At 71.3% G+C, this 18,471-nt stretch carries 13 protein-coding genes and 2 pseudogenes; 3 read left to right on the top strand and 12 right to left on the bottom strand.

Features of this window, described 5'->3' with window-relative positions; genetic code table 11:
- Positions 1-13: 13 nt before the first annotated feature.
- Together QFZ82_RS37575 and QFZ82_RS37570 are read left to right on the top strand one after the other, a co-directional pair.
- Positions 14-403: pseudogene (locus QFZ82_RS37575) on the top strand (carboxymuconolactone decarboxylase family protein); the annotation flags it as partial.
- 204 nt (positions 404-607) lie between these two features.
- Positions 608-1,519, top strand: a complete 912-nt coding sequence (locus QFZ82_RS37570; protein WP_307717966.1) for an RNA polymerase sigma-70 factor — start codon at positions 608-610, stop codon at positions 1,517-1,519.
- A gap of 617 nt (positions 1,520-2,136) precedes the next feature.
- Here QFZ82_RS37570 and QFZ82_RS37565 read toward each other — a convergent pair.
- The 9 genes and pseudogenes from QFZ82_RS37565 to QFZ82_RS37525 form a co-directional block, all read right to left on the bottom strand.
- Complete coding sequence (locus QFZ82_RS37565; RefSeq protein ID WP_307717374.1) at positions 2,137-2,871, bottom strand: CPBP family intramembrane glutamic endopeptidase; 735 nt, start codon at positions 2,869-2,871, stop codon at positions 2,137-2,139.
- Between the two features lie 148 nt (positions 2,872-3,019).
- Positions 3,020-3,203 (bottom strand): annotated as a pseudogene (locus tag QFZ82_RS37560) (transposase); the annotation flags it as partial.
- Between the two features lie 333 nt (positions 3,204-3,536).
- Positions 3,537-4,142: a sarcosine oxidase subunit gamma gene (locus QFZ82_RS37555; protein WP_307717373.1), complete on the bottom strand. Its 606-nt coding sequence runs from the start codon at positions 4,140-4,142 to the stop codon at positions 3,537-3,539.
- Complete coding sequence (locus tag QFZ82_RS37550; protein ID WP_307717372.1) at positions 4,135-7,374, bottom strand: sarcosine oxidase subunit alpha family protein; 3,240 nt, start codon at positions 7,372-7,374, stop codon at positions 4,135-4,137. The genes QFZ82_RS37555 and QFZ82_RS37550 overlap by 8 nt, the downstream gene beginning before the upstream one ends.
- Before the next feature lie 10 nt (positions 7,375-7,384).
- Complete coding sequence (locus QFZ82_RS37545; RefSeq protein ID WP_307717371.1) at positions 7,385-8,617, bottom strand: sarcosine oxidase subunit beta family protein; 1,233 nt, start codon at positions 8,615-8,617, stop codon at positions 7,385-7,387.
- On the bottom strand, positions 8,614-9,891 hold the full coding sequence (glyA, locus tag QFZ82_RS37540) for a serine hydroxymethyltransferase (protein WP_307717370.1): 1,278 nt from the start codon (positions 9,889-9,891) through the stop codon (positions 8,614-8,616). Before glyA ends, QFZ82_RS37545 begins: the two co-directional genes overlap by 4 nt.
- Positions 9,888-10,748, bottom strand: coding sequence for a bifunctional methylenetetrahydrofolate dehydrogenase/methenyltetrahydrofolate cyclohydrolase (locus tag QFZ82_RS37535; RefSeq protein WP_307717369.1), 861 nt, complete (start codon positions 10,746-10,748; stop codon positions 9,888-9,890). The genes glyA and QFZ82_RS37535 overlap by 4 nt, the downstream gene beginning before the upstream one ends.
- A gap of 22 nt (positions 10,749-10,770) precedes the next feature.
- Positions 10,771-13,209, bottom strand: coding sequence for an FAD-dependent oxidoreductase (locus QFZ82_RS37530; RefSeq protein WP_307717368.1), 2,439 nt, complete (start codon positions 13,207-13,209; stop codon positions 10,771-10,773).
- Positions 13,210-13,585: 376 nt separating this feature from the next.
- Positions 13,586-14,422, bottom strand: coding sequence for a 5,10-methylenetetrahydrofolate reductase (locus QFZ82_RS37525; protein ID WP_307717367.1), 837 nt, complete (start codon positions 14,420-14,422; stop codon positions 13,586-13,588).
- A gap of 361 nt (positions 14,423-14,783) precedes the next feature.
- Between QFZ82_RS37525 and QFZ82_RS37520 the strand changes: the two genes are divergently transcribed.
- On the top strand, positions 14,784-15,581 hold the full coding sequence (locus QFZ82_RS37520) for an IclR family transcriptional regulator (protein WP_307717366.1): 798 nt from the start codon (positions 14,784-14,786) through the stop codon (positions 15,579-15,581).
- A gap of 99 nt (positions 15,582-15,680) precedes the next feature.
- Here QFZ82_RS37520 and QFZ82_RS37515 read toward each other — a convergent pair whose 3' ends face one another.
- The 3 genes from QFZ82_RS37515 to QFZ82_RS37505 all read right to left on the bottom strand — a co-directional run bounded on the left by QFZ82_RS37515 (position 15,681) and on the right by QFZ82_RS37505 (position 18,401).
- Positions 15,681-16,841, bottom strand: a complete 1,161-nt coding sequence (locus QFZ82_RS37515; RefSeq protein ID WP_307717365.1) for an NAD(P)/FAD-dependent oxidoreductase — start codon at positions 16,839-16,841, stop codon at positions 15,681-15,683.
- On the bottom strand, positions 16,838-17,200 hold the full coding sequence (locus tag QFZ82_RS37510; RefSeq protein WP_307717364.1) for a bifunctional 3-phenylpropionate/cinnamic acid dioxygenase ferredoxin subunit: 363 nt from the start codon (positions 17,198-17,200) through the stop codon (positions 16,838-16,840). The genes QFZ82_RS37515 and QFZ82_RS37510 overlap by 4 nt, the downstream gene beginning before the upstream one ends.
- A gap of 118 nt (positions 17,201-17,318) precedes the next feature.
- Complete coding sequence (locus tag QFZ82_RS37505; RefSeq protein ID WP_307717363.1) at positions 17,319-18,401, bottom strand: chorismate-binding protein; 1,083 nt, start codon at positions 18,399-18,401, stop codon at positions 17,319-17,321.
- Positions 18,402-18,471: the final 70 nt, after the last annotated feature.

Below are 18,471 nucleotides of genomic sequence, written 5' to 3'. Positions count from 1 at the left end.
GGCAGGTGACGGGGATGCACCGCTGCCGGCCACGACGCAGGAGCTGGTGGCGCTGCGCGTGAGTCAGATCAACGGATGCGCGGTCTGCATCGACATGCACACCAAGGAAGCCGCCGCAGCCGGCGAGACCCCAGTGCGGCTGAACCTGATCGCGGCCTGGCGGGAAGCAACGGTCTTCACAGAGGCCGAGCGCGCCGCGCTGGAACTGGCGGAACAGGGGACCCGGGTCGCGGACGCAGCCACCGGGGTCAGCGACGAGGTGTGGGCGCGTGCCGCCCAGCACTACGACGAGGAGCAGCTCGCCGCTCTCGTGCTGCTGGTCTCGTTCATGAACACGGTGAACCGGCTGAACATCATCACCCGGCAGCCGGCCGGCAACTACCAGGTCGGCCAGTTCCACTGAACCGCCACGGCGCCCTGGCCCGGCTCAGGCCCACCGGGGCCAGGGCGCCGGGGTCAAGGCGGGCAGGGCGGTCGCGGCGCCGAGCGCTGTCTGCTCCGCTCACACATCGGATGATCTTCGAAGGATGCCTCGCCGGCGCGGGTCCGGCCAGGTACACGGACCCAAGGGGGGAGTCGGCGTGGGCAAGGTCGAGGAGTCGAGGAGCTGCGGCCGCTGCTGTTCTCGATCGCGTACCGGATCCTGAGCAGCGTCGGCGAGGCGGAGGACGCGGTGCAGGAGGCCTGGCTCCGCTACGACGCCTCGACCACCCGGCCCGTGTCGGCCAAGGCGTTCCTGTCTGCCACGGTGATGCGGATCGCGATCGACGTGCCGCGCTCCGCCCGTATGCGGCGTGAGGAGTACGTCGGACCGTGGCTGCCCGAGCCGCTGCTGGACGATCCGTACGAGGACCCGGCCCGCGCGGCGGAGCTGGCCGACTCGGTGTCGATGGCGGCGCTGCTGCTCCTGGAGCGACTCAGCCCGCTGGAGCGGTCGGTGTTCGTGCTGCGGGAGGTCTTCGCCTTCGGCTTCGACGAGATCGCCGCCGCGGTGGGGCGCTCGGAAGCGGCGTGCCGGCAGCTGCTCGTACGGGCACGCCGCCACATGAACGAGGGGCGGCCCCGGTTCGAAGCGGACCGCCAGGAGCGGCAGGAGCTCGCGAGTCGGTTCTTCGAGGCACTGGCGCAGGGCGATGTGGACGGATTGCAGAGTCTGCTGTCCGCCGACGTCCAGCTCATCGGGGACGGCGGAGGCAAGGCCCCGCAGCTGGCCAAGGCCGTCGCCGGCGCGGAGAACGTGGCCCGGCTGCTCGCCACCGTCTACCCTCTGATGGCCCGGGTCGACATCACGTTCGAACCGCACGAGGTCAACGGTCAGCCGGGCGCGGTCTTCCTCGACCGCGACGGCAAGGTCCTCCACATCCTCGCCCTCGACGTGCTCGACGGGCAGATCCAGACCATCCGCTCGGTCATCAACCCCGACAAGCTCGGCCACCTGGGCCCGGTCGCCGACGCCTGGGCCATTGACCAGGAAGTGAAACAGGCCCGCAAGCGGAGGCCGACACCGCGGTGTCGTTGAACCGCGCGACTCCCGCCCCAGGGAGATCATGGCTTCCCGCTCTCATGCCACCCCGTCGCCACCGTCGTCGCCGCCGCCAAACCGTTCCCACGCGTGTGCGGACGGACCGCTCTCGTCCTGCCCGCCCTCAGCCGCAGCGACCGTGACGTCGAGGCGGGCGGGGAGCAGTTCATGACGGTCGAGGACTCCATGAGCGAGAGTGCCCCTGAACCGACGCATTCGGGACACGCACGTCCGGCAGCGACCGCATCAAATCCGGGTCGAAGAAACAGCCCACGTCATCCCACAGCAGATCAGCCACCCCGCCATGCTGCCCGGCTCCCCGACCCAACGCACCCCCGTTTCCCTTGACCAAAGACATGGGGGCACTCCCCGGGGAATGGAACAGCGCGCTGCGCCCCACGATGCCGCGCCTGGGCGGACACTGCGCCCGGCGTTCCGCCGCCGCGCCCCCATGAGGCTTCTGCCCGTTGTGCGGGCGGCACAGGAAGCGGCGCGGCGTCCGGATAATCGACCGCCCGCCACCCCGTGGCTTTCTGTCGGACGGGAGCGGCCATCGCGCAGCCTCGCATTCCTACGGGCGTCGATGCGCCGTTGACGACGCCGACGTGCGCCCATCAGCCCCACCAGCGACTCGCCGCCCAGGCGAGTGCGTAACCCGCACTGTTGAGGGCGCAGTGCAGCGCCACGGGTGGGATGAGGCTGCCGGAGCGGCGGCGGAGCTCGCAGAGAAGCACACCGGCGAGGGCGGTGCCGACGACCGCCGCCGTCACGGACAGGGCGACGCCGACCTGGCCGGCCCCGAAGACCGCTTGGGCCGCCGCGTTCGCGCGTGTGAGCCCGCGTGACGGCTGTACGTGCCAGAGCCCGAAGAGCACCGAGGAAACGACGGTGGCCCATACAGGCCCCCACCGTCGCCGAACCATGGCCCACAGCACGCCTCGGAATGCGATCTCCTCAAGCATCACCGTGCCGAGCGGTACGCGGACCAGTACGCGGTACACCAGTTCCTCGGGAGACAGGCCCGCGGCCCGCTCGTCCTGGAATGCCTCCCGGGTGAACGGCAGTGCCAGGCCCACCGGATAGACCACGAGAACGGCTCCGACCAGGATCAGGCCCCAGCGCAGACCGCGGCGGGCCGCGGCCCTGCCGAGCCCCAGATCGTCCCAAGTGAGGCCGGACCGGCGGGCGATCAACACAAGCAGCACGGCCGCGACTACACAGACCGGCACGTACCAACCAGGCGCGAGCAGAACGTTGAGCGCGTTCGCGGCCGCGAGCACCACGACGGCCAAGAGCAGCATCCACATGGCTGCACAAGGATTGCCGACGTCCGCGAGAACGGCCCGCAACGCGCTGCTCCACGGCGCGCCGCCTTATATCGGTCGCGGACGGCGCGGAATCCGAGTGACTGCCAGGCACGCAGCACGACCGCCTTCTCTGAAGGCACCCGCGCCTGAGCGTTGTCGTAAATGATCTTTGACTTACTGGATGACTTGCGCGGGCGATGCCGAGCATGGCGTGGTGGACGCCGTCGCCTTCGAGACGGCAGTCGCGGAGGATCTTCCAGCTCTTTCATGCGGGCGAAGACGTGCTCGACGCGTGCGCGGACCTTGCGGTGGGTGTTGTGATCCTCCTTCCAGGCATGCAGTGCCGTCTGGCGGCGTTCGCGTCGGTGCTCTAGGGAGGTATGTCCGGCCTCGCGTGTGGGTGGTTGTGGTTGGCCTCTTGCCGCGGCTCGCCGCACCCCTCCAGCGTGGCCGGTAGGGTGCGGCCTCATCTGGTACGCGCCTGACGGTGCCCCGCAGTCTGCTCTGGACTGCGGGGCACCGTCAGGCACGCGACCGGAGGCTGTGGGCCCCCGAATTCAGCAGCCACCCACGCAGAACGCTCGGCGGGACACCCCCGCCGAGCGCCTCGCGTCGCCGCCCGTGGCGGCACGCCGCCGGTAGGGATCAGCATCAGGTCGCTGGACCCGGCGCCGGCCGGCGGCGTCCGCCGTGCGAGCCCGCCGGCCTCAGGCCGTCCATTCCGCGGCCGCGTCCAGCAGCCAGTCCGTCAGGTAGCCGGCGAAGGACGAACGGACGAGCACCCAGAAACCGGCCCTGGGTTCGTCCCGGGCGACCAGCACGATCTGGGCGCGGGCCAGAGTGGTCTGGGCGCAGCGTCCGGGCTCGAAGGTGCGCGGGTGGAGATCGAGCGGGCAGCCGTGTGCCAGCAGGTCGCGGGCGGCTGGGCCTGCGACGAGGAGGGTGGTCCGTTGGGCGGAGACGTCGGTGACGGATACGGGCTCCTCACCGGCGGCTCCGCGGATCCGGCTCTGAAGGTCCTGCTGACTGCCCGGCGGGCCGACCACCAGCCACTCGTCGGGGCCGAGCCACAGAGCCGTCAGCTCCCCGGCGCGTACGACGGTGTTGGGTTCGAGGGGCAGTTGGAGACCCAGCGCGAGCCCGACGGCGTCCGCTGCCGCTCCCTTGGCGTCGAGACGGACGTCGATCTGGGCCAGGAAGGGGAGTTCGGCGAGCCGGACCGCGCCCTGGGAAGCGCGGGTCGCGGCGGCCAGGCGGTCGGCGGCATCCGTCAGGGGGCTGCGGAGCGGGGCGGGAAGTGCGGTGTCAGCCATCGCGGCGGGCTCCCTCGGGGTCGTAGAGAACAGGACTGGCGACGGTCACCGGGACCAGTCGGTCGCCCACGGAGGCGTGGAGCCGCTCTCCGATGCGGTCCCGGCCGCCCTTGACGAGGGCGAGGGCGAAGGTCCGGCCGAGGGCGGCGCTGTGGTAGCTGGAGGTGACGTGGCCGAGCATCGGGACGGGTGGGGCGGGCAGCACGCTGTCGGCGACCAGGTGCGTGCCCTCGGGGAGGAAGGTGCCGGGGTCCTCGGGGAGCAGACCGACCAGGTGCTTGCGGTCGGGGCGGTGGGTGTCGGCACGGGCGTGGGAGCGCTTGCCGATGAAGTCGGGCTTCTTCTTGGACACCACCCAGCTCATGCCGAGGTCCTGCGGGGTCACTGTGCCGTCGGTGTCCTGGCCGACGATGGGGTAGCCCTTCTCGGCGCGCAGGACGTGCATCGTCTCCGTGCCGTACGGGGTGATGCCGAACGGCCGGCCCGCCTCGTACAGCGCCTCCCACAGCGCGGTCGCGTGCCACGGCGAGACGTTGATCTCGTAGGCGAGTTCGCCGGAGAAGCTGATCCGGCACACCCGGGCCCCGATGCCCGCGACCGTGGTGTCCCGCCATGCCATGAACGGGAAGCTGTCGTTGTCGACAGCGAGCGTCGGCGCGAGCTCACCCAGCACCGCCCGGGAGCTCGGGCCGACCAGTGCCACGGTTGCCCACTGTTCGGTGACCGAGGTGCAGTGCACGCGCAGCTGCGGCCACTCGGTCTGGAGCCACTCCTCCATCCAGTCCAGCACGGCGGCGGCGTTGCCCGTGGTCGTGGTGACCAGGAAACGGTCCGGTGTCAGGCGGATGACGGTGCCGTCGTCGAAGACCATTCCGTCGGGGCGGCACATCACGCCGTAGCGGATCATGCCGACCTTCAGGGTGCTCATCATGTTGGTGTAGAGCAGGTCGAGGAAGGCGCCGGCGTCCGGGCCCTGTACGTCGATCTTGCCGAGGGTGGAGGCGTCCATGAAGGCGACGCCTTCGCGGGCCGCGCGGCACTCGCGCAGCACCGCCGCGTGCATGTCCTCGCCGTCGTGCGGGTAGTACCACGGCCGCTTCCACTGTCCGACGTTCTCGAACAGCGCGCCGTGCGCGACATGCCAGTCGTGCAGGGGCGTCGTACGGATCGGGTCGAGCAGCGTGCCCCGGCCACGGCCGGCGAGCGCGGCGAACGAGACCGGCGTGTAGGGCGGCCGGAAGGTGGTGGTGCCGAGGGCGGAGATGTCGACGCCGAGGAGTTCGGCGACGACGCCGCTCGCCAGGACTCCGGAGGTCTTGCCCTGGTCGCCCGCGGTGCCGGCCGTGGTGTAGCGCTTGGTGTGCTCGACCGAGCGCAGACCGGCGCCGGTCGCGCGTGTCAGGTCGTCGACCGTGACATCGCGCTGCAGGTCGACGAAGCGGGGTGCCCCGGGGGCGCCGGGGACGGTGAAGACCTGCATGGACGGGGACTGCGGTTCGGCGGCCACGTCGGGAAGGCGGGGCGCCTGGGCGGTGTAGCCCCCGGCCTCGATGGCGCGGGCACCGGCGGCGGCGCCCTGTGCGAGGGACCCGGCCAGGTCGAGGACGCCGTTCGCGCTGCCCGCGACCTCGACGGCCTGGCGGCAGGTGTCGGGGACGAAGGAGCCGAGCGCCTCGTCGTAGCGCAGCTTTCCGCCGGCCTGGCTGAAGAGGTGGGCCACGGGGTTCCAGCCGCCGGAGACCAGCAGCAGGTCGACGGCGAACTCCCGGCGCGCGGTGGACTCCCCGTAGGGGGCGACGTTCACCGCGGTGAGACGCGTGCCGCCTTGCGTGCCGGTGACGGCATGTCCGGTCAGCACCTCGATCCCGGCTTCCCGGGCATGGCGCGCCCACTCCCCCGGCTGGGACCGGGTGTCGACGATCGCGGCGATGTGCAGGCCCGCCTCGGAGAGGTCGAGGGCGGCGGCGTAGGCGCTGTCGTTGGTGGTGAAGACGACGGCGCGGCGGCCGGGAAGGACGCCGTGGCGGCCCGCGTACGCGCGGGCCGAGGCGGCCAGCATCACGCCGGGGCGGTCGTTGTCCGCGAAGGCGAGTGAGCGCTCGTGGGCTCCGGTGGCGAGGACGACGCGCTGGGCGCGGATTCGCCAGACGCGCTCGCGGGAGACGTGCTCGGGGGCGTCGGCGCCGAGGTGGTTGGTGCGGCGCTCGACGGCGAGGAGGTGGTTGTCGTCGTAGTAGCCGAACACGGTGGTGCGGCGCAGCACGCGTACGTCGACAGCGGCGTCGAGTTCGCGGCCGACCTCGTCCGCCCAGTCGAGGAGCTCTCCCGTGCTGAGCAGGCTGCCGCCGAGTTCCGGCTGGTCGTCGGCGAGGATGACGCGGGCTCCGCTGCGGGCGGCGGCGGACGCGGCGGCGAGTCCGGCCGGTCCGGCGCCGACGACGAGCAGGTCGCAGTGCGCGTGGACGGCGTCGTAGCGGGCGGGGTCCGGTTCGGTGGCGAGCCGTCCCTGGCCGGGCAGGCTGCCGGCGACCAGGCCGTCGTACAACTCGACCGCCGTCGCGGGGAGCATCGGCTCGGGGAAGGGGGCCTCGATCTGGACGACGGCGTTGGGCTCCTCGACGCCGGCGGAGAAGATGCCGCGCGGGCGGCCGAGCTTGATGCTCGTGCCTGCATGGATGACGCCGTTGGCGAGGAGGGCGGAGGCGAGGGTGTCGCCCCGGTAGCCCTCGTACTCCACCCCGTCGAAGCGGAAGGTCAGCGGCTGGTCCCGCGACACCCGGCCGCCGGTGGGCAGGCGGAAGGGCTGAGAGGTCGCGGGTGTGGCCTGGTCCGCCTCCCCGGCCGGTGCGAAAGCCGCGGGCCGGCTGCCGGCCCATGCCGAGGGCTGCGTTCCCGGACCGCCGGCGGCGGGCCTGTCGTCGGCCGCCGGTCGGGCCGAGGGCACCGGACGCGGCTCGGTGGTGGTCGGCCTCGGCTCGCCGGCCCGGTACACGGCGAGGATCTCGTTGGTCGCCGTGTCCCTGACGGCGTTGAACCAGCGGCGGCAGCCGTCGGCATGGCTCCACCGTTCGGCGAACGGGCCCTTGGGGTTGTCGCGGAAGAACAGGTAACGCGCCCAGTCCTCGTCGGTCAGGGCCGCGGGGTCCTCGGGGTAGGGCACGTGCGCCTGACCGCCGTAGTGGAATTCGGCCTCGTCACGAGGTCCGCACCAGGGGCATGAAATGAGCATCATCGGCAGGCTCCTAGTGAGCGACCGCGGCCGCGCCGTGCTCGTCGACGAGCGCGCCGGTGGTGAAACGGTCGAGCGAGAAGGGGGCGTTGAGGGGGTGAGGCGTGTCGTGGGCGATGGTGTGGGCGTAGACCGAGCCGACGCCGGGGGTGGCCTTGAAGCCGCCGGTGCCCCAGCCGCAGTTGAGGTAGAGGTTGTCGACGGGGGTGAGGCCGATGATCGGCGAGGCGTCGGGGCTGACGTCGACGATGCCGCCCCAGGTGCGCAGGACGTGGGCGCGGGCGAAGACGGGGAAGAGCTCCAGCGCGGCGGACATCTGCTCTTCGATGATGTGGAAGGCGCCGCGCTGGGTGTAGGAGTTGTACGCGTCGATGCCCGCGCCCATGACCAGCTCGCCCTTGTGCGCCTGGCTGACGTAGACGTGCACCGCGTTGGACATCACGACCGTCGGGTGCACGGGCTCCAGCAGTTCGGAGACCAGGGCCTGCAGCGGGTGGCTCTGGATCGGCAGCTCGAACCCTGCCATGGCGGCGAGGACGGAGGAGTGGCCGGCGGAGCACAGCGCCACCTTGCCCGCCGCGATCGGGCCCTTTGTGGTCTGGACTCCGACCACCCGGCCGCCCTCGATGTCGATGCCGGTGACCTCGCAGTTCTGGATGATGTCGATGCCGGCCGCATCCGCCGAGCGGGCCAGGCCCCAGGCGACGTAGTCGTGCTTGGCGATACCGGCCCGGGGCTGGTAGGTGGCGCCCATCACCGGATAGCGCACGTCGGGCGAGATGTTGACGATCGGGCAGACGTCCTTGACCTCCTGCGGGGAGAGCCATTGGGCGTCGACGCCGTTGAGCCGGTTGGCCTCCACCCGGCGCACGCTGTCGCGCACGTCCTGAAGGCTGTGGGCGAGGTTGAGCACACCGCGCTGGGAGAACAGGATGGGGTAGTCGAGCTCGTCCGCCAGTCCCTCCCACAGCTTGAGGGCGTGCTCGTAGATGCCGGCGCTCTCGTCCCACAGGTAGTTGGAGCGGATGATGGTGGTGTTGCGGGCCATGTTGCCGCCCGCCAGCCAGCCCTTCTCCAGCACGGCGACATTGGTGATGCCGTGGTTCTTCGCCAGGTAGTGGGCGGTGGCGAGGCCGTGGCCTCCTCCACCGACGATCACCACGTCGTACGACCGCTTCGGCTCGGGCGTGCGCCACAGCCAGTCGGGGTGGTCGGGCAGGTCGGCGCCCGGGGTGCGGGGGCTCATCGCGGGTCTCCTGACAGGTGCGGGTAGAGCGGGTGCTTGAGGGCCAGCGCCTCGGTGCGGGCGCGGAGGGCGGCGGTGTCGGGCCGGGGCTGGAGGGCCAGGGCGATGATGTCGGCGACTTCGGCGAAGTCCTCTTCGGTGAAGCCGCGGGTGGCCAGTGCCGGGGTGCCGATGCGCAGTCCCGAGGTCACCATGGGCGGGCGCGGGTCGAAGGGGACGGCGTTGCGGTTGACGGTGATGCCGATCTCGTGGAGCAGGTCTTCGGCCTGCTTGCCGTCGAGTTCGCAGGCGCGCAGGTCGACCAGGACGAGGTGGACGTCCGTGCCGCCGGTGAGGACCTTCACTCCGGCAGCCGCCGCGTCGGGGCGGGTGAGCCGTTCGGCGAGGATGCGGGAGCCGGCGAGGGTGCGGGCCTGACGTTCGGCGAACTCGGGCGACGCGGCGACCTTGAACGACACCGCCTTCGCGGCGATGACGTGCTCCAGCGGTCCGCCCTGCATGCCGGGGAACACTGCCGAGTTGATCTTCTTGGCGAGGTCGGCGTCGTTGGTGAGGACGACCCCGCCGCGGGGGCCGCCGAGCGTCTTGTGCGTCGTGGTGGTGGTGACGTGGGCGTGCGGCACCGGGTTGGGGTGCAGTCCGGCGGCGACCAGGCCGGCGAAGTGGGCCATGTCGACCATCAGCAGGGCGCCCACCTCGTCGGCGATCCGGCGGAAGGCTGCGAAGTCCAGCTGCCGCGGGTACGCCGACCAGCCCGCGATGATCATCTTGGGGCGGTGTTCCTTGGCGAGGCGCTCGACCTCGTCCATGTCGACGAGGTTGTCCGCCTCGGCCACGTGGTACGGCACGACGTTGAGCATCTTGCCGCTGTAGTTGATGCGCATGCCGTGGGTGAGGTGCCCGCCGTGGGCGAGGTCGAGCCCGAGGATCGTGTCGCCCGGCTGGAGCAGCGCGAAGAAGACGGCGGTGTTCGCCTGGGCGCCCGAGTGCGGCTGGACGTTGGCGAACCCGGCGCCGAAGAGGGACTTGATCCGCTCGATGGCCAGCCGCTCGGTGACGTCGACGTGTTCGCAGCCGCCGTAGTAGCGGCGGCCGGGGTAGCCCTCGGCGTACTTGTTGGTCGCGACCGAGCCCTGCGCCTCCATCACGGCGGTGGGCGCGAAGTTCTCGGAGGCGATCATCTCGAGCGTGGACTGCTGGCGGTGCAGTTCGGCGCGGAGGGCTTCGTGGACCTCGGGGTCCAGCTCCGCGAGGGGGGTGTTCAGCGTGTTCATACGGTGCTTGCGTTCCTCTCGGCGGCCTCGACGACGTTGGCGAGCAGCATGGCTCGGGTCATGGGTCCCACTCCCCCGGGCATCGGCGCGAGCCACCCGGCGACCGTGGCCGCGTCCGGGTGCACATCGCCGACCAGGCCGTCATCGGTGCGGGTGATGCCCACGTCCAGGACCGCCGCGCCGGGGCGCAGCATGTCCTTGGTGATCAGCCCGGGCGAGCCGGCGGCCGCGACGACGATGTCCGCCTCGCGTACGTGCCAGGCCAGGCCCTTGGTGCCGGTGTGGCACAAGGTCACGGTGGCGTTCTCGGACCGGCGGGTGAGCAGCAGTCCGAGGGGACGTCCGACCGTGATGCCCCGTCCGATCACGCACACCCGCGCTCCCGCGAGGGGCACATCGTTGCGGCGGAGCAGTTCGACGATGCCGCGCGGGGTGCAGGGCAGCGGGGCCTCGACACCGAGGGCGAGCCGGCCGAGGCTGACGGGGTGCAGGCCGTCGGCGTCCTTGGCCGGGTCCATGCGCTCCAGGACGGCGCCCGCGTCCAGGTGGCGCGGGAGCGGGAGCTGGACGATGTAGCCGGTGCAGGCCGGGTCGGCGTTGAGCTCGTCGATCACGTCCTCGACCTGCTGCTGCGTGGCGTCGGCGGGCAGTTCGCGGCGGATCGAGGCGATCCCCACCTGGGCGCAGTCGCGGTGTTTGCCGGCGACGTAGGCGCGGCTGCCGGGGTCGTCGCCGACCAGGACGGTGCCGAGCCCTGGCGGGCGTCCCTCGGTGGCGGTCAACTTGGCTACCCGTTCGGCGAGTTCGCGACGGATCGTGGCAGATGTCGCTTTCCCGTCGAGCAGTTGTGCGTTCACCGGCGGTGTTCCTTCCCTGCGGTCAGCCACGGAGGCGGGACATGGTCGGGTCGAACAGGGGCTCCTCGGCGACGGCCGCCTCGACCCGCTGGTCGAAGTAGCCGATGTGCAGGGTCCGGCCCGGTGCGGCGAGTTCCGCGGGGAGCCACGCGTAGGCGATGCCCTTGCCGATCGTGTAGCCGTGGGCGGCGCTGGTGACATAGCCGACGGGGCGGTCGCCGTCGTACACCGGCTCCTTGCCCATGACGAGGGCGTGCGGGTCGTCGATGGTGAGGCAGGTCAGCTTGCGCCGGACGTCGGCCTCGCGCCGTTCCAGCGCCGCCTTGCCGATGAAGTCGTCCTTGTCGAGCTTGACCGCGAAACCGACGCCGGCCTCGTACGGGTCGTGCTCGTAGGTCATGTCGGTGCCGAAGGAGCGGTAGCCCTTCTCCAGGCGCAGGCTGTTGAAGGCGCCGCGGCCGGCGATGATGCCGCCGAGCGGCTCGGCCGCCGCCCACAGGGTGTCCCACAGCTTCTGGCCCATGTCGGCGGTGGTGTAGATCTCCCAGCCGAGTTCACCGACGTACGACAGGCGCCACGCGGTGACCGGGACGCTGCCGATGTGGGCGCGCTTGGCGCGGAAGTACTTCAGGCCGTCGCCTGAGAAGTCCTCGTCCGTGAGGGGCTGGAGGACCGTGCGGGCGAGCGGACCCCACAGGCCGATGCAGCAGGTGCCGGCCGTGATGTCTCGGACCTGGACCGAGCCGTCGGCGGGCAGGTGACGGGTGAACCAGTCGAGGTCGAGGTTGCCGTTGGCTCCGATCTGGAAGCGGTCGCGGGCGAGCCGGGCGACGGTGATGTCGCTGCGGATGCCGCCGTCCTTGTTGAGGAGGAGGGTGTACGTCACCGAGCCGACGGACTTGTCGACCTTGCCCGTGCACAGGCGCTCCAGGAAGGCGGCGGCGCCGCGACCGGTGACCTCGAGGCGCTTGAGGGCCGTCATGTCGTACATGGCCACCGTTTCGCGGGTGGCCTGGGCCTCGGCGCCGACGATGGGCGACCAGTACTGCGCGGCCCAGTCGTTCGGGGTGGGGATGGTGCGGCCTTCCACCAGCCCGGCGTTGGCCTCGTACCAGTGCGGGCGCTCCCAGCCGTTCGCCTCCAGGAAGAAGGCGCCGTGCTCCTGCTGGCGGGAGTAGAAGGGGCTGGTGCGGATCGGCCGCGGGTCCGCGGTCGGCTGGAGGGGGTGGAGGATGTCGTAGACCTCGACGAAGTTCTGGCAGTCGCGGGCCAGGACGTACTCGGGAGCCAGCTGGTGCGGTTCGAAGCGGTTGACGTCGCACTCGTGCAGGTCGAAGGAGGAGCAGTGACCGTCGACGAGCCATTCGGCCATGGCCCGTCCCACGCCGGCGGAGTGGGTGACCCACACGGCCTCCGCGACCCAGAAGCCCTTGACGTCCGGTGACTCGCCCAGCAGGGGCAGTCCGTCGGTGGTGAAGGAGAAGAGGCCGTTGATGCCCTCCTCGACCTCGGCCTCCTTCGTCGCGGGCAGCAGGGACTGTGTCTCGGTCCACGCCTCGGCGAAGTCGTCCTCGGTGAACTTCAGCACCGACGGCATCTCGTCGGCCTCGTCCACGGACAGGATGTCGTCCACGTCGACGGGCATCGGACGGTGGCCGTAGTAGCCGATGCCGAGCCCGTCGAAGCGGTCGCGGTAGTACAGGTCCGCGTCCTGGTGGCGCAGGATCGGTCGCACCGCCTCCTGCGTCTGGCCCGCAAGGGCCGGTACCGGGCCGGTCCAGGCCAGTTGGTGGGCCAGCGGGGTCAGCGGGAGGTCCATGCCGACCATGCGGGCGACCTTCGGGCCCCAGATGCCGGCGCAGCACACCACGATGTCGGCGGGGATCTCGCCCTGGTCGGTGACGACTGCGGTCACGCGGTCGTCCTCGGTGCGGATGTCGAGGACCTCGTGGCGGGCGAGGAAGCGCACGCCGCGCTCGGTGGCCCGCCGTATCTGCGCCTCGACGGCGAGGACGGCCTTGGCGAGGCCGTCGGTCGGGATCAGGAGACCTCCGAGGACCTTGTCGGGGTTCACGAGCGGGTGCTGTTCGACGCACTCCTCAGGGCTCAGCAGCCGGCTCTGGATGCCCCAGGCGGTGAGCCAGCCGTGGCGGCGCTGGAGTTCCGCGACGCGCTCGGGGGTGGTGGCCACTTCGAGGCCGCCGACCTGCAGGAAGCAGGGCCGGCCGTCGACGTCGAGCGAACAGAACTTCTCGACGGTGTAGCGGGCCAACTCGGTCATGGTCTTGGAGGAGTTCGTCTGGAAGACCAGGCCCGGGGCGTGTGACGTCGATCCCCCGGTGGCAGGGAGCGGACCCTGGTCGACCACGGTCACTTCGGTCCAGCCTCGCGCGGAGATCTCATCGGCGAGTGCCGCTCCCACGACGCCCGCTCCGATGATGACCACCCGTGGTCCCGCCATCGCCGCACCTCCGACTCAAAGTCAGTTGCTGTCTACGCAACATGATTCAGGTTGCGCAACTCAATGTGCCTGTCGCGAGGAGGGGTGTCAAGGGGTCGCGACGTCGGGGAACAGGCCGGAACGCAGGCGGGGCCCGGCGGGCTGCCGAAGCAGCCTGCCGGGCCCCGTCCGGCGGGGTCTCCCGGGTCGCTTGTGTGCCAGGCGCTCACCGGCGGCGCGGAAGCCGGAGAGGGACCGTCCTGCGCCCTGCTCGGTCCAGGCGTCGGTCCTGTCGTGGACAGAGAGTGCCGGCTCATGAGGGCGCAGGCTGTTCGAGAGGCAGGAGCGAGCCCCCGGCGCGACCGCCACCCGCCCCCGGTTGCCGCCGAGGCGACGCTCAGCCGCTCAGCCGGTCGAGCAGGGCACAGCGCCACCGCTCGGTCTCGGCGATCTGGTTGAAGGTGAACAGGTGCAGGCCGGCCACGTCCGCCGAGGGTGCGGTGAGCGCCTCGGCACTGCGGGCGAGCAGTCGCTCGGGCGAGTAGCCGCCGGGTGCCGCGAAGCGCAGGAACCACGAGGTGTGCTTGGCCAGAAAGCGGGTCGACTCCCCCACGCCGATCTTCGCTGCCATGGACAGCAGCTTCGCCCGCTGCACGGGCCCCGCGACGCCGATGTGGACGGGCAGGGTGACGTCGCGGCGGCGTATCCGGCCGACCCAGTCACCCAGCAGGCGCGGGTCGAAGCACATGTTGCTGACGATGTAGGTGGCGTGCGCCCGCTTGTCCCACATCGCCTGAATGGTGAGGTCGTCGTGGATGAGCGGGTGGCTCTCGGGATATCCGGTGATGCCGACATGCCGGAAGGGACTGCCCCACTCGCTCAGCCTTCGCAGCACCGGCAGCGCCCCGTCGTAGGCCCCGGCCGGCGGATCCGCGTCGCCCGCGGGGACGAAGACGTCGTCGACGCCGGCCCCGCGGAGCCGGTCGACGACGTCCTTCAGGTGCGCGTCGTCCCGCAGTAGCCGCGCGGGCACGTGCGGGACGACACGGTAGCCGTGGGCCGCGAGCCGGGTGGCGAGGTCGAGCGTCGGCTCCAGGCCCTTGACCGGCGACGCCGTCACGGTGACGTCGACGTCGCGCGGGACATGGGCGATGACCTTGTCCTCGGTCCCCTTCGCGGGCAGCACCTCGTAACGGACGGTGCGCAGCAGCGCACGGAACTGGTCACCGCTCACCACGTGCCCGGCCCGCTTCCGGGCACCGCACGCGGCCTCTGCGCTCCATGCATGCGCCTGTCGGCCGGGGCGGCGACGGGCATCCGGACAGCGCCGTCGCGCCGGTGCAGGACGGATGCAGGGCGGTCTCGACGCAGAGCCGGTCGGCCGGGTGGGCTGCCGGGCGACCGGCCGCCGACGGCGAAGTCGTGCTGCAGAGGAGTCATGATGCCTCGTCTCGCTCGCGCCGTGATACGCGCGGCATGCTCGCAGGAGTATCGTTATACGCATTATGTTGCAATCCACGCAACCAAGGAGGGTGGGCGTCACCCTGTGACGTTTGCCGCTGCTGTTGTTGTCTACCGACCGGTATGGTTTCGCCATGAGCAACTACAGTCCGGATAATGAAACGGCGGGTTCGCAGCCCGGTGGGGTGCAGTCCGTCGACCGCGCCATCAGCGTGCTGGAAATCCTGGCCCAGCGTGGCGAGGCCGGGGTCAGCGAGGTGGCCGCCGAGATAGAGGTGCACAAGTCCACGGCGTTCCGCCTGCTGGGCGCGCTGGAAGCCCGGGGCCTGGTGGAGCAGGCGGGCGAGCGCGGCAAGTACCGCCTCGGTTTCGGCATCGTGCGCCTCGCCGGCGCGGCCACGGGGCGGATCGACGTCATCCAGCAGAGCCGCCCGGTCTGCGAGCGTCTGGCCGAGGAGATCGGTGAGACCGTCAACCTCGCCGTGATGCAGGAGCACTACGCGATCAACCTCTATCAGGTGCGCGGCCGAGGTGCCGTCACCGCTCACAACTGGGTCGGCCAGCTGACCCCGCTGCACGCCACCTCCAGCGGCAAAATCCTGCTGGCCCACATGCCCGCCGAGGAGCGCGCCGCGCTGCTGTCCGAGGCCGGGCTGAAAAAGATGACCCCGCACACTCTCACCGCGAGGACGAGGCTCGAGAAGAATCTCGCCGAGGTGCACAAGCGCGGCTACTCCTGGACCTTGGAGGAGCTGGAGGTGGGGCTCCACGCCATGGCCGCGCCGGTCCGCAACCGCGACGGAGAGGTCATCGCGGCACTCAGCGCCTCCGGACCCGTGTACCGGCTCACCGAGGAGCGCATGCACGAACTCGCACCGGCGCTGGTCCTGGGCGCGGACGAGATCAGCCATCGCATGGGGTACCTGGGGTGAGACCGCGCGCCGCGGTCGACGACCACGGCGTCCGACGCCCGCAGACCCGCCGCTGCCGCGACTGCCCTGTCCCCGGGCACTCCTGAACGAAGGACGCCCTCACGATGCGCCGGTGAGCTGCTTGCGCCAGCGCATGAACGGCCTTGTCCGGTTCATCGCGAGCACGGCGACCGGATGCCCGGCACGCCGGTAGACGGCCAGGAAACTGCGGTCGTCCGGAGCGCCTTCCTCGACGGTCACACTGTCGGCACCGGCCGCATGGCCGGCGAACTGGATCCTCACGCCGTACTGGTCCGACCAGAAGTACGGCGGCCGAGGCACGCCCGGTTCCGCCGCGCCCGACGACAGCAGCGTGGCCACGGCCGCGTCGGGCCGCTCCCGCGCACCGGTCCAGTGTTCGACGCGTCGATGGACTCCCGCACAGGGGTCGTACCAGGAGGCGCAGTCACCGACCGCGACCACAGAGGCCAGGCTGGTGCGGCCGTCCGCACCGCACGCGACGCCGTTGTCGAGCACGACGCCGGATCCTTCCAGCCACTCGACGCACGGGCGGGCGCCCACACCGACGACCACGGTGTCGGCGGGAATGCTGCGGCCGTCCTCGAGCAGGACGGCGTCGACCCGGGTCTTTCCGCTCAGCCCCTTGACACCCACGCCGCACAACAGCCGTACGCCGTGGTCCGCGTGGAGGGCGGAGACGATGCCGCCCATGGTCTCACCGAGCGGCCCGGCCAGCGGCGTCGGCGCCGCCTCGACAACGGTCACGTCGAGTCCCAGAGCGTATGCGGTGGAGGCGACCTCGGCACCGATGAATCCGCCGCCGATCACGACCAGCCGTCCGCCCAGGGCCAGTTCGTCCCGCAGGGCGCGGGCGTCGTCCAGTGTGCGCAGGGTGTGCACGCCGGCCAGACCCTCCGTGGCTGGCAGCATCCGCGCGGCCGCTCCGGTCGCGATGACGATCCCGTCGGCCCGGACCTCTTTGCCGTCGGCGAGCCGGACGGCTCGGTCCGCGCTGTCGAGTCCGGTGGCGCGGGCGCCGAGCAGCCACTCCGCCCGCAGGTCCTCGCCGTCCGGCTCCAGCGCGAGATCGGCTTCACCGATGCCGCCGGCCAGGAACTCCTTGGACAGGGGCGGCCTGTCGTACGGGCGGTGCGGTTCGTCGCCGATAATGACCAGCCGCCCGTCGTACCCCTGCTTCCGCAACGAGCGCGCCGCCGACAAACCGGCCAGCGAGGCGCCCACCACCGCCACTGTCCTCACGCGGGACCCCCCGCGAGCCGAGACGCGATGCAGGGCGGCAGGTTGGGGGCATCGGTGGACAGGCGCACATGGATCATGCCGTCCTCGATGACGACCTCGTGCGTGCGGACCGGGCGCTTCGCCGGCGGAGCGTCGACGGCTCCGGTCCGGAGGTCGAACTTGGAGGCGTGCAGCGGGCATTCCACCTCGCAGCCCTCCAGCCAGCCGTCGGCGAGCGAGGCGTCCTGGTGGGTGCAGGTGTCATCGATGGCGAAGACCTCGCCGTCGTCGCTGTGGAACACCGAAACCGGCGGATCGATGTCGAGCCGATAGGCCTCGCCTCGCGGCAGATCCACGAGACGGCACACGGGAATCATCATGACACCTCGGTGCGTATAACGAAACGGATTGCGATGAGCGCAACGCCAGTTTGCGTGCGGCCGTGAACCCTTGTCAAGGCGCCCGCAGGACAGTCACGACTCTTTTCAACGTTGCTCTTTATGCAATCTCATGCACATCAAGCAACTTGCTGGTGTCCGGCGGCACGGGCTCCCGATGCGGCCCCGACGCCAGAGCCAGCAGCCGGGAGGCCTTCAGCTCGGTCTCCCTCCACTCCCGCTCCGGGTCGGATCCCCAGGTGATGCCGGCGCCGGTGCCGAAGCGCAGCGCCGGGCCTTCGGGGGCGCAGCGGTCGATCCAGAAGGTGCGGATGCCCACGGCCAGTTCGCCGGCCCCGCGGTCGGCGTCGACCCAGCCGATGCCGCCGCAGTACGGCCCGCGGGGCGCCGTCTCCAGCGCCTCGATGATGCGCAGCGCGCTGGACTTGGGCGCGCCCGTGACGGAACCGGGAGGGAACGTGCCGGCCAGCAGCTCCGGCCAGCCCGCCCCCTGGTCCAACTCGCCCCGCACAGTGGAGACCAGGTGGACCAGGCCCGGATGCTGCTCGCGCGTGCACAGTGCCGGGACGGTCACGGATCCGGTGGCGCAGACCCGGCCGAGGTCGTTGCGGACCAGGTCCACGATCATCACGTTCTCGGCGTGATCCTTCTCCAGCAGGTCGTCCGCCGTGCGGCCGGTGCCCTTGATCGGTCCGGACTCGACGCTCCGGCCGTCGCGCCGCAGAAACAGCTCGGGCGAGGCCGTGGCGACCTCGACGCCGTGGGCCGGCAGCCGGACCGTACCGGCGTACGGAGCGGGATTGCCACGGGCCAGCAGGGCGGTCAGCTCGTCGACATCGGCCGTCTCGGGGTCGGGCAGCGGCGCGGACAGCACCCGGCACAGATTGGCCTGGTAGACCTCGCCCGCGGCGATGTGCTCGCGGATGCGCCGCACCCCCGCCGTGTAGGCGGTGCGGTCCAGGGAGGAGGTCCAGGCGGCGGGCGGCGGGCCCTGCCAGGCCCGGGGCGCGGGCACGGGTGCCCGGCGTACCTCCCCGAAGCGGGCGCACACCAGAGCGCCGTCGAAGTCGGCGACCACCGCCCAGAAGCCGGCGGAGTCCAGGGCTGCGGGATCGCTGGTCACATCACGCAGATCGGCGGCGACGAGGGAGCCGAAGCGGGCCAGCGGGGCGGCGTCGTACACAGCGGTTCGTCCAGTGAGACAAGCGGGTCGGATGTTCCTCGGCGGCGGGGACGGCAGGGCCGGGGCTCTC

It is taken from the genome of Streptomyces sp. V4I23 (assembly GCF_030817975.1).
Classification (GTDB): Bacteria; Actinomycetota; Actinomycetes; order Streptomycetales; family Streptomycetaceae; genus Streptomyces.
Note: the sequence above shows the minus strand (reverse complement) of the source record. Positions and strands in the feature narration are given on the sequence as shown.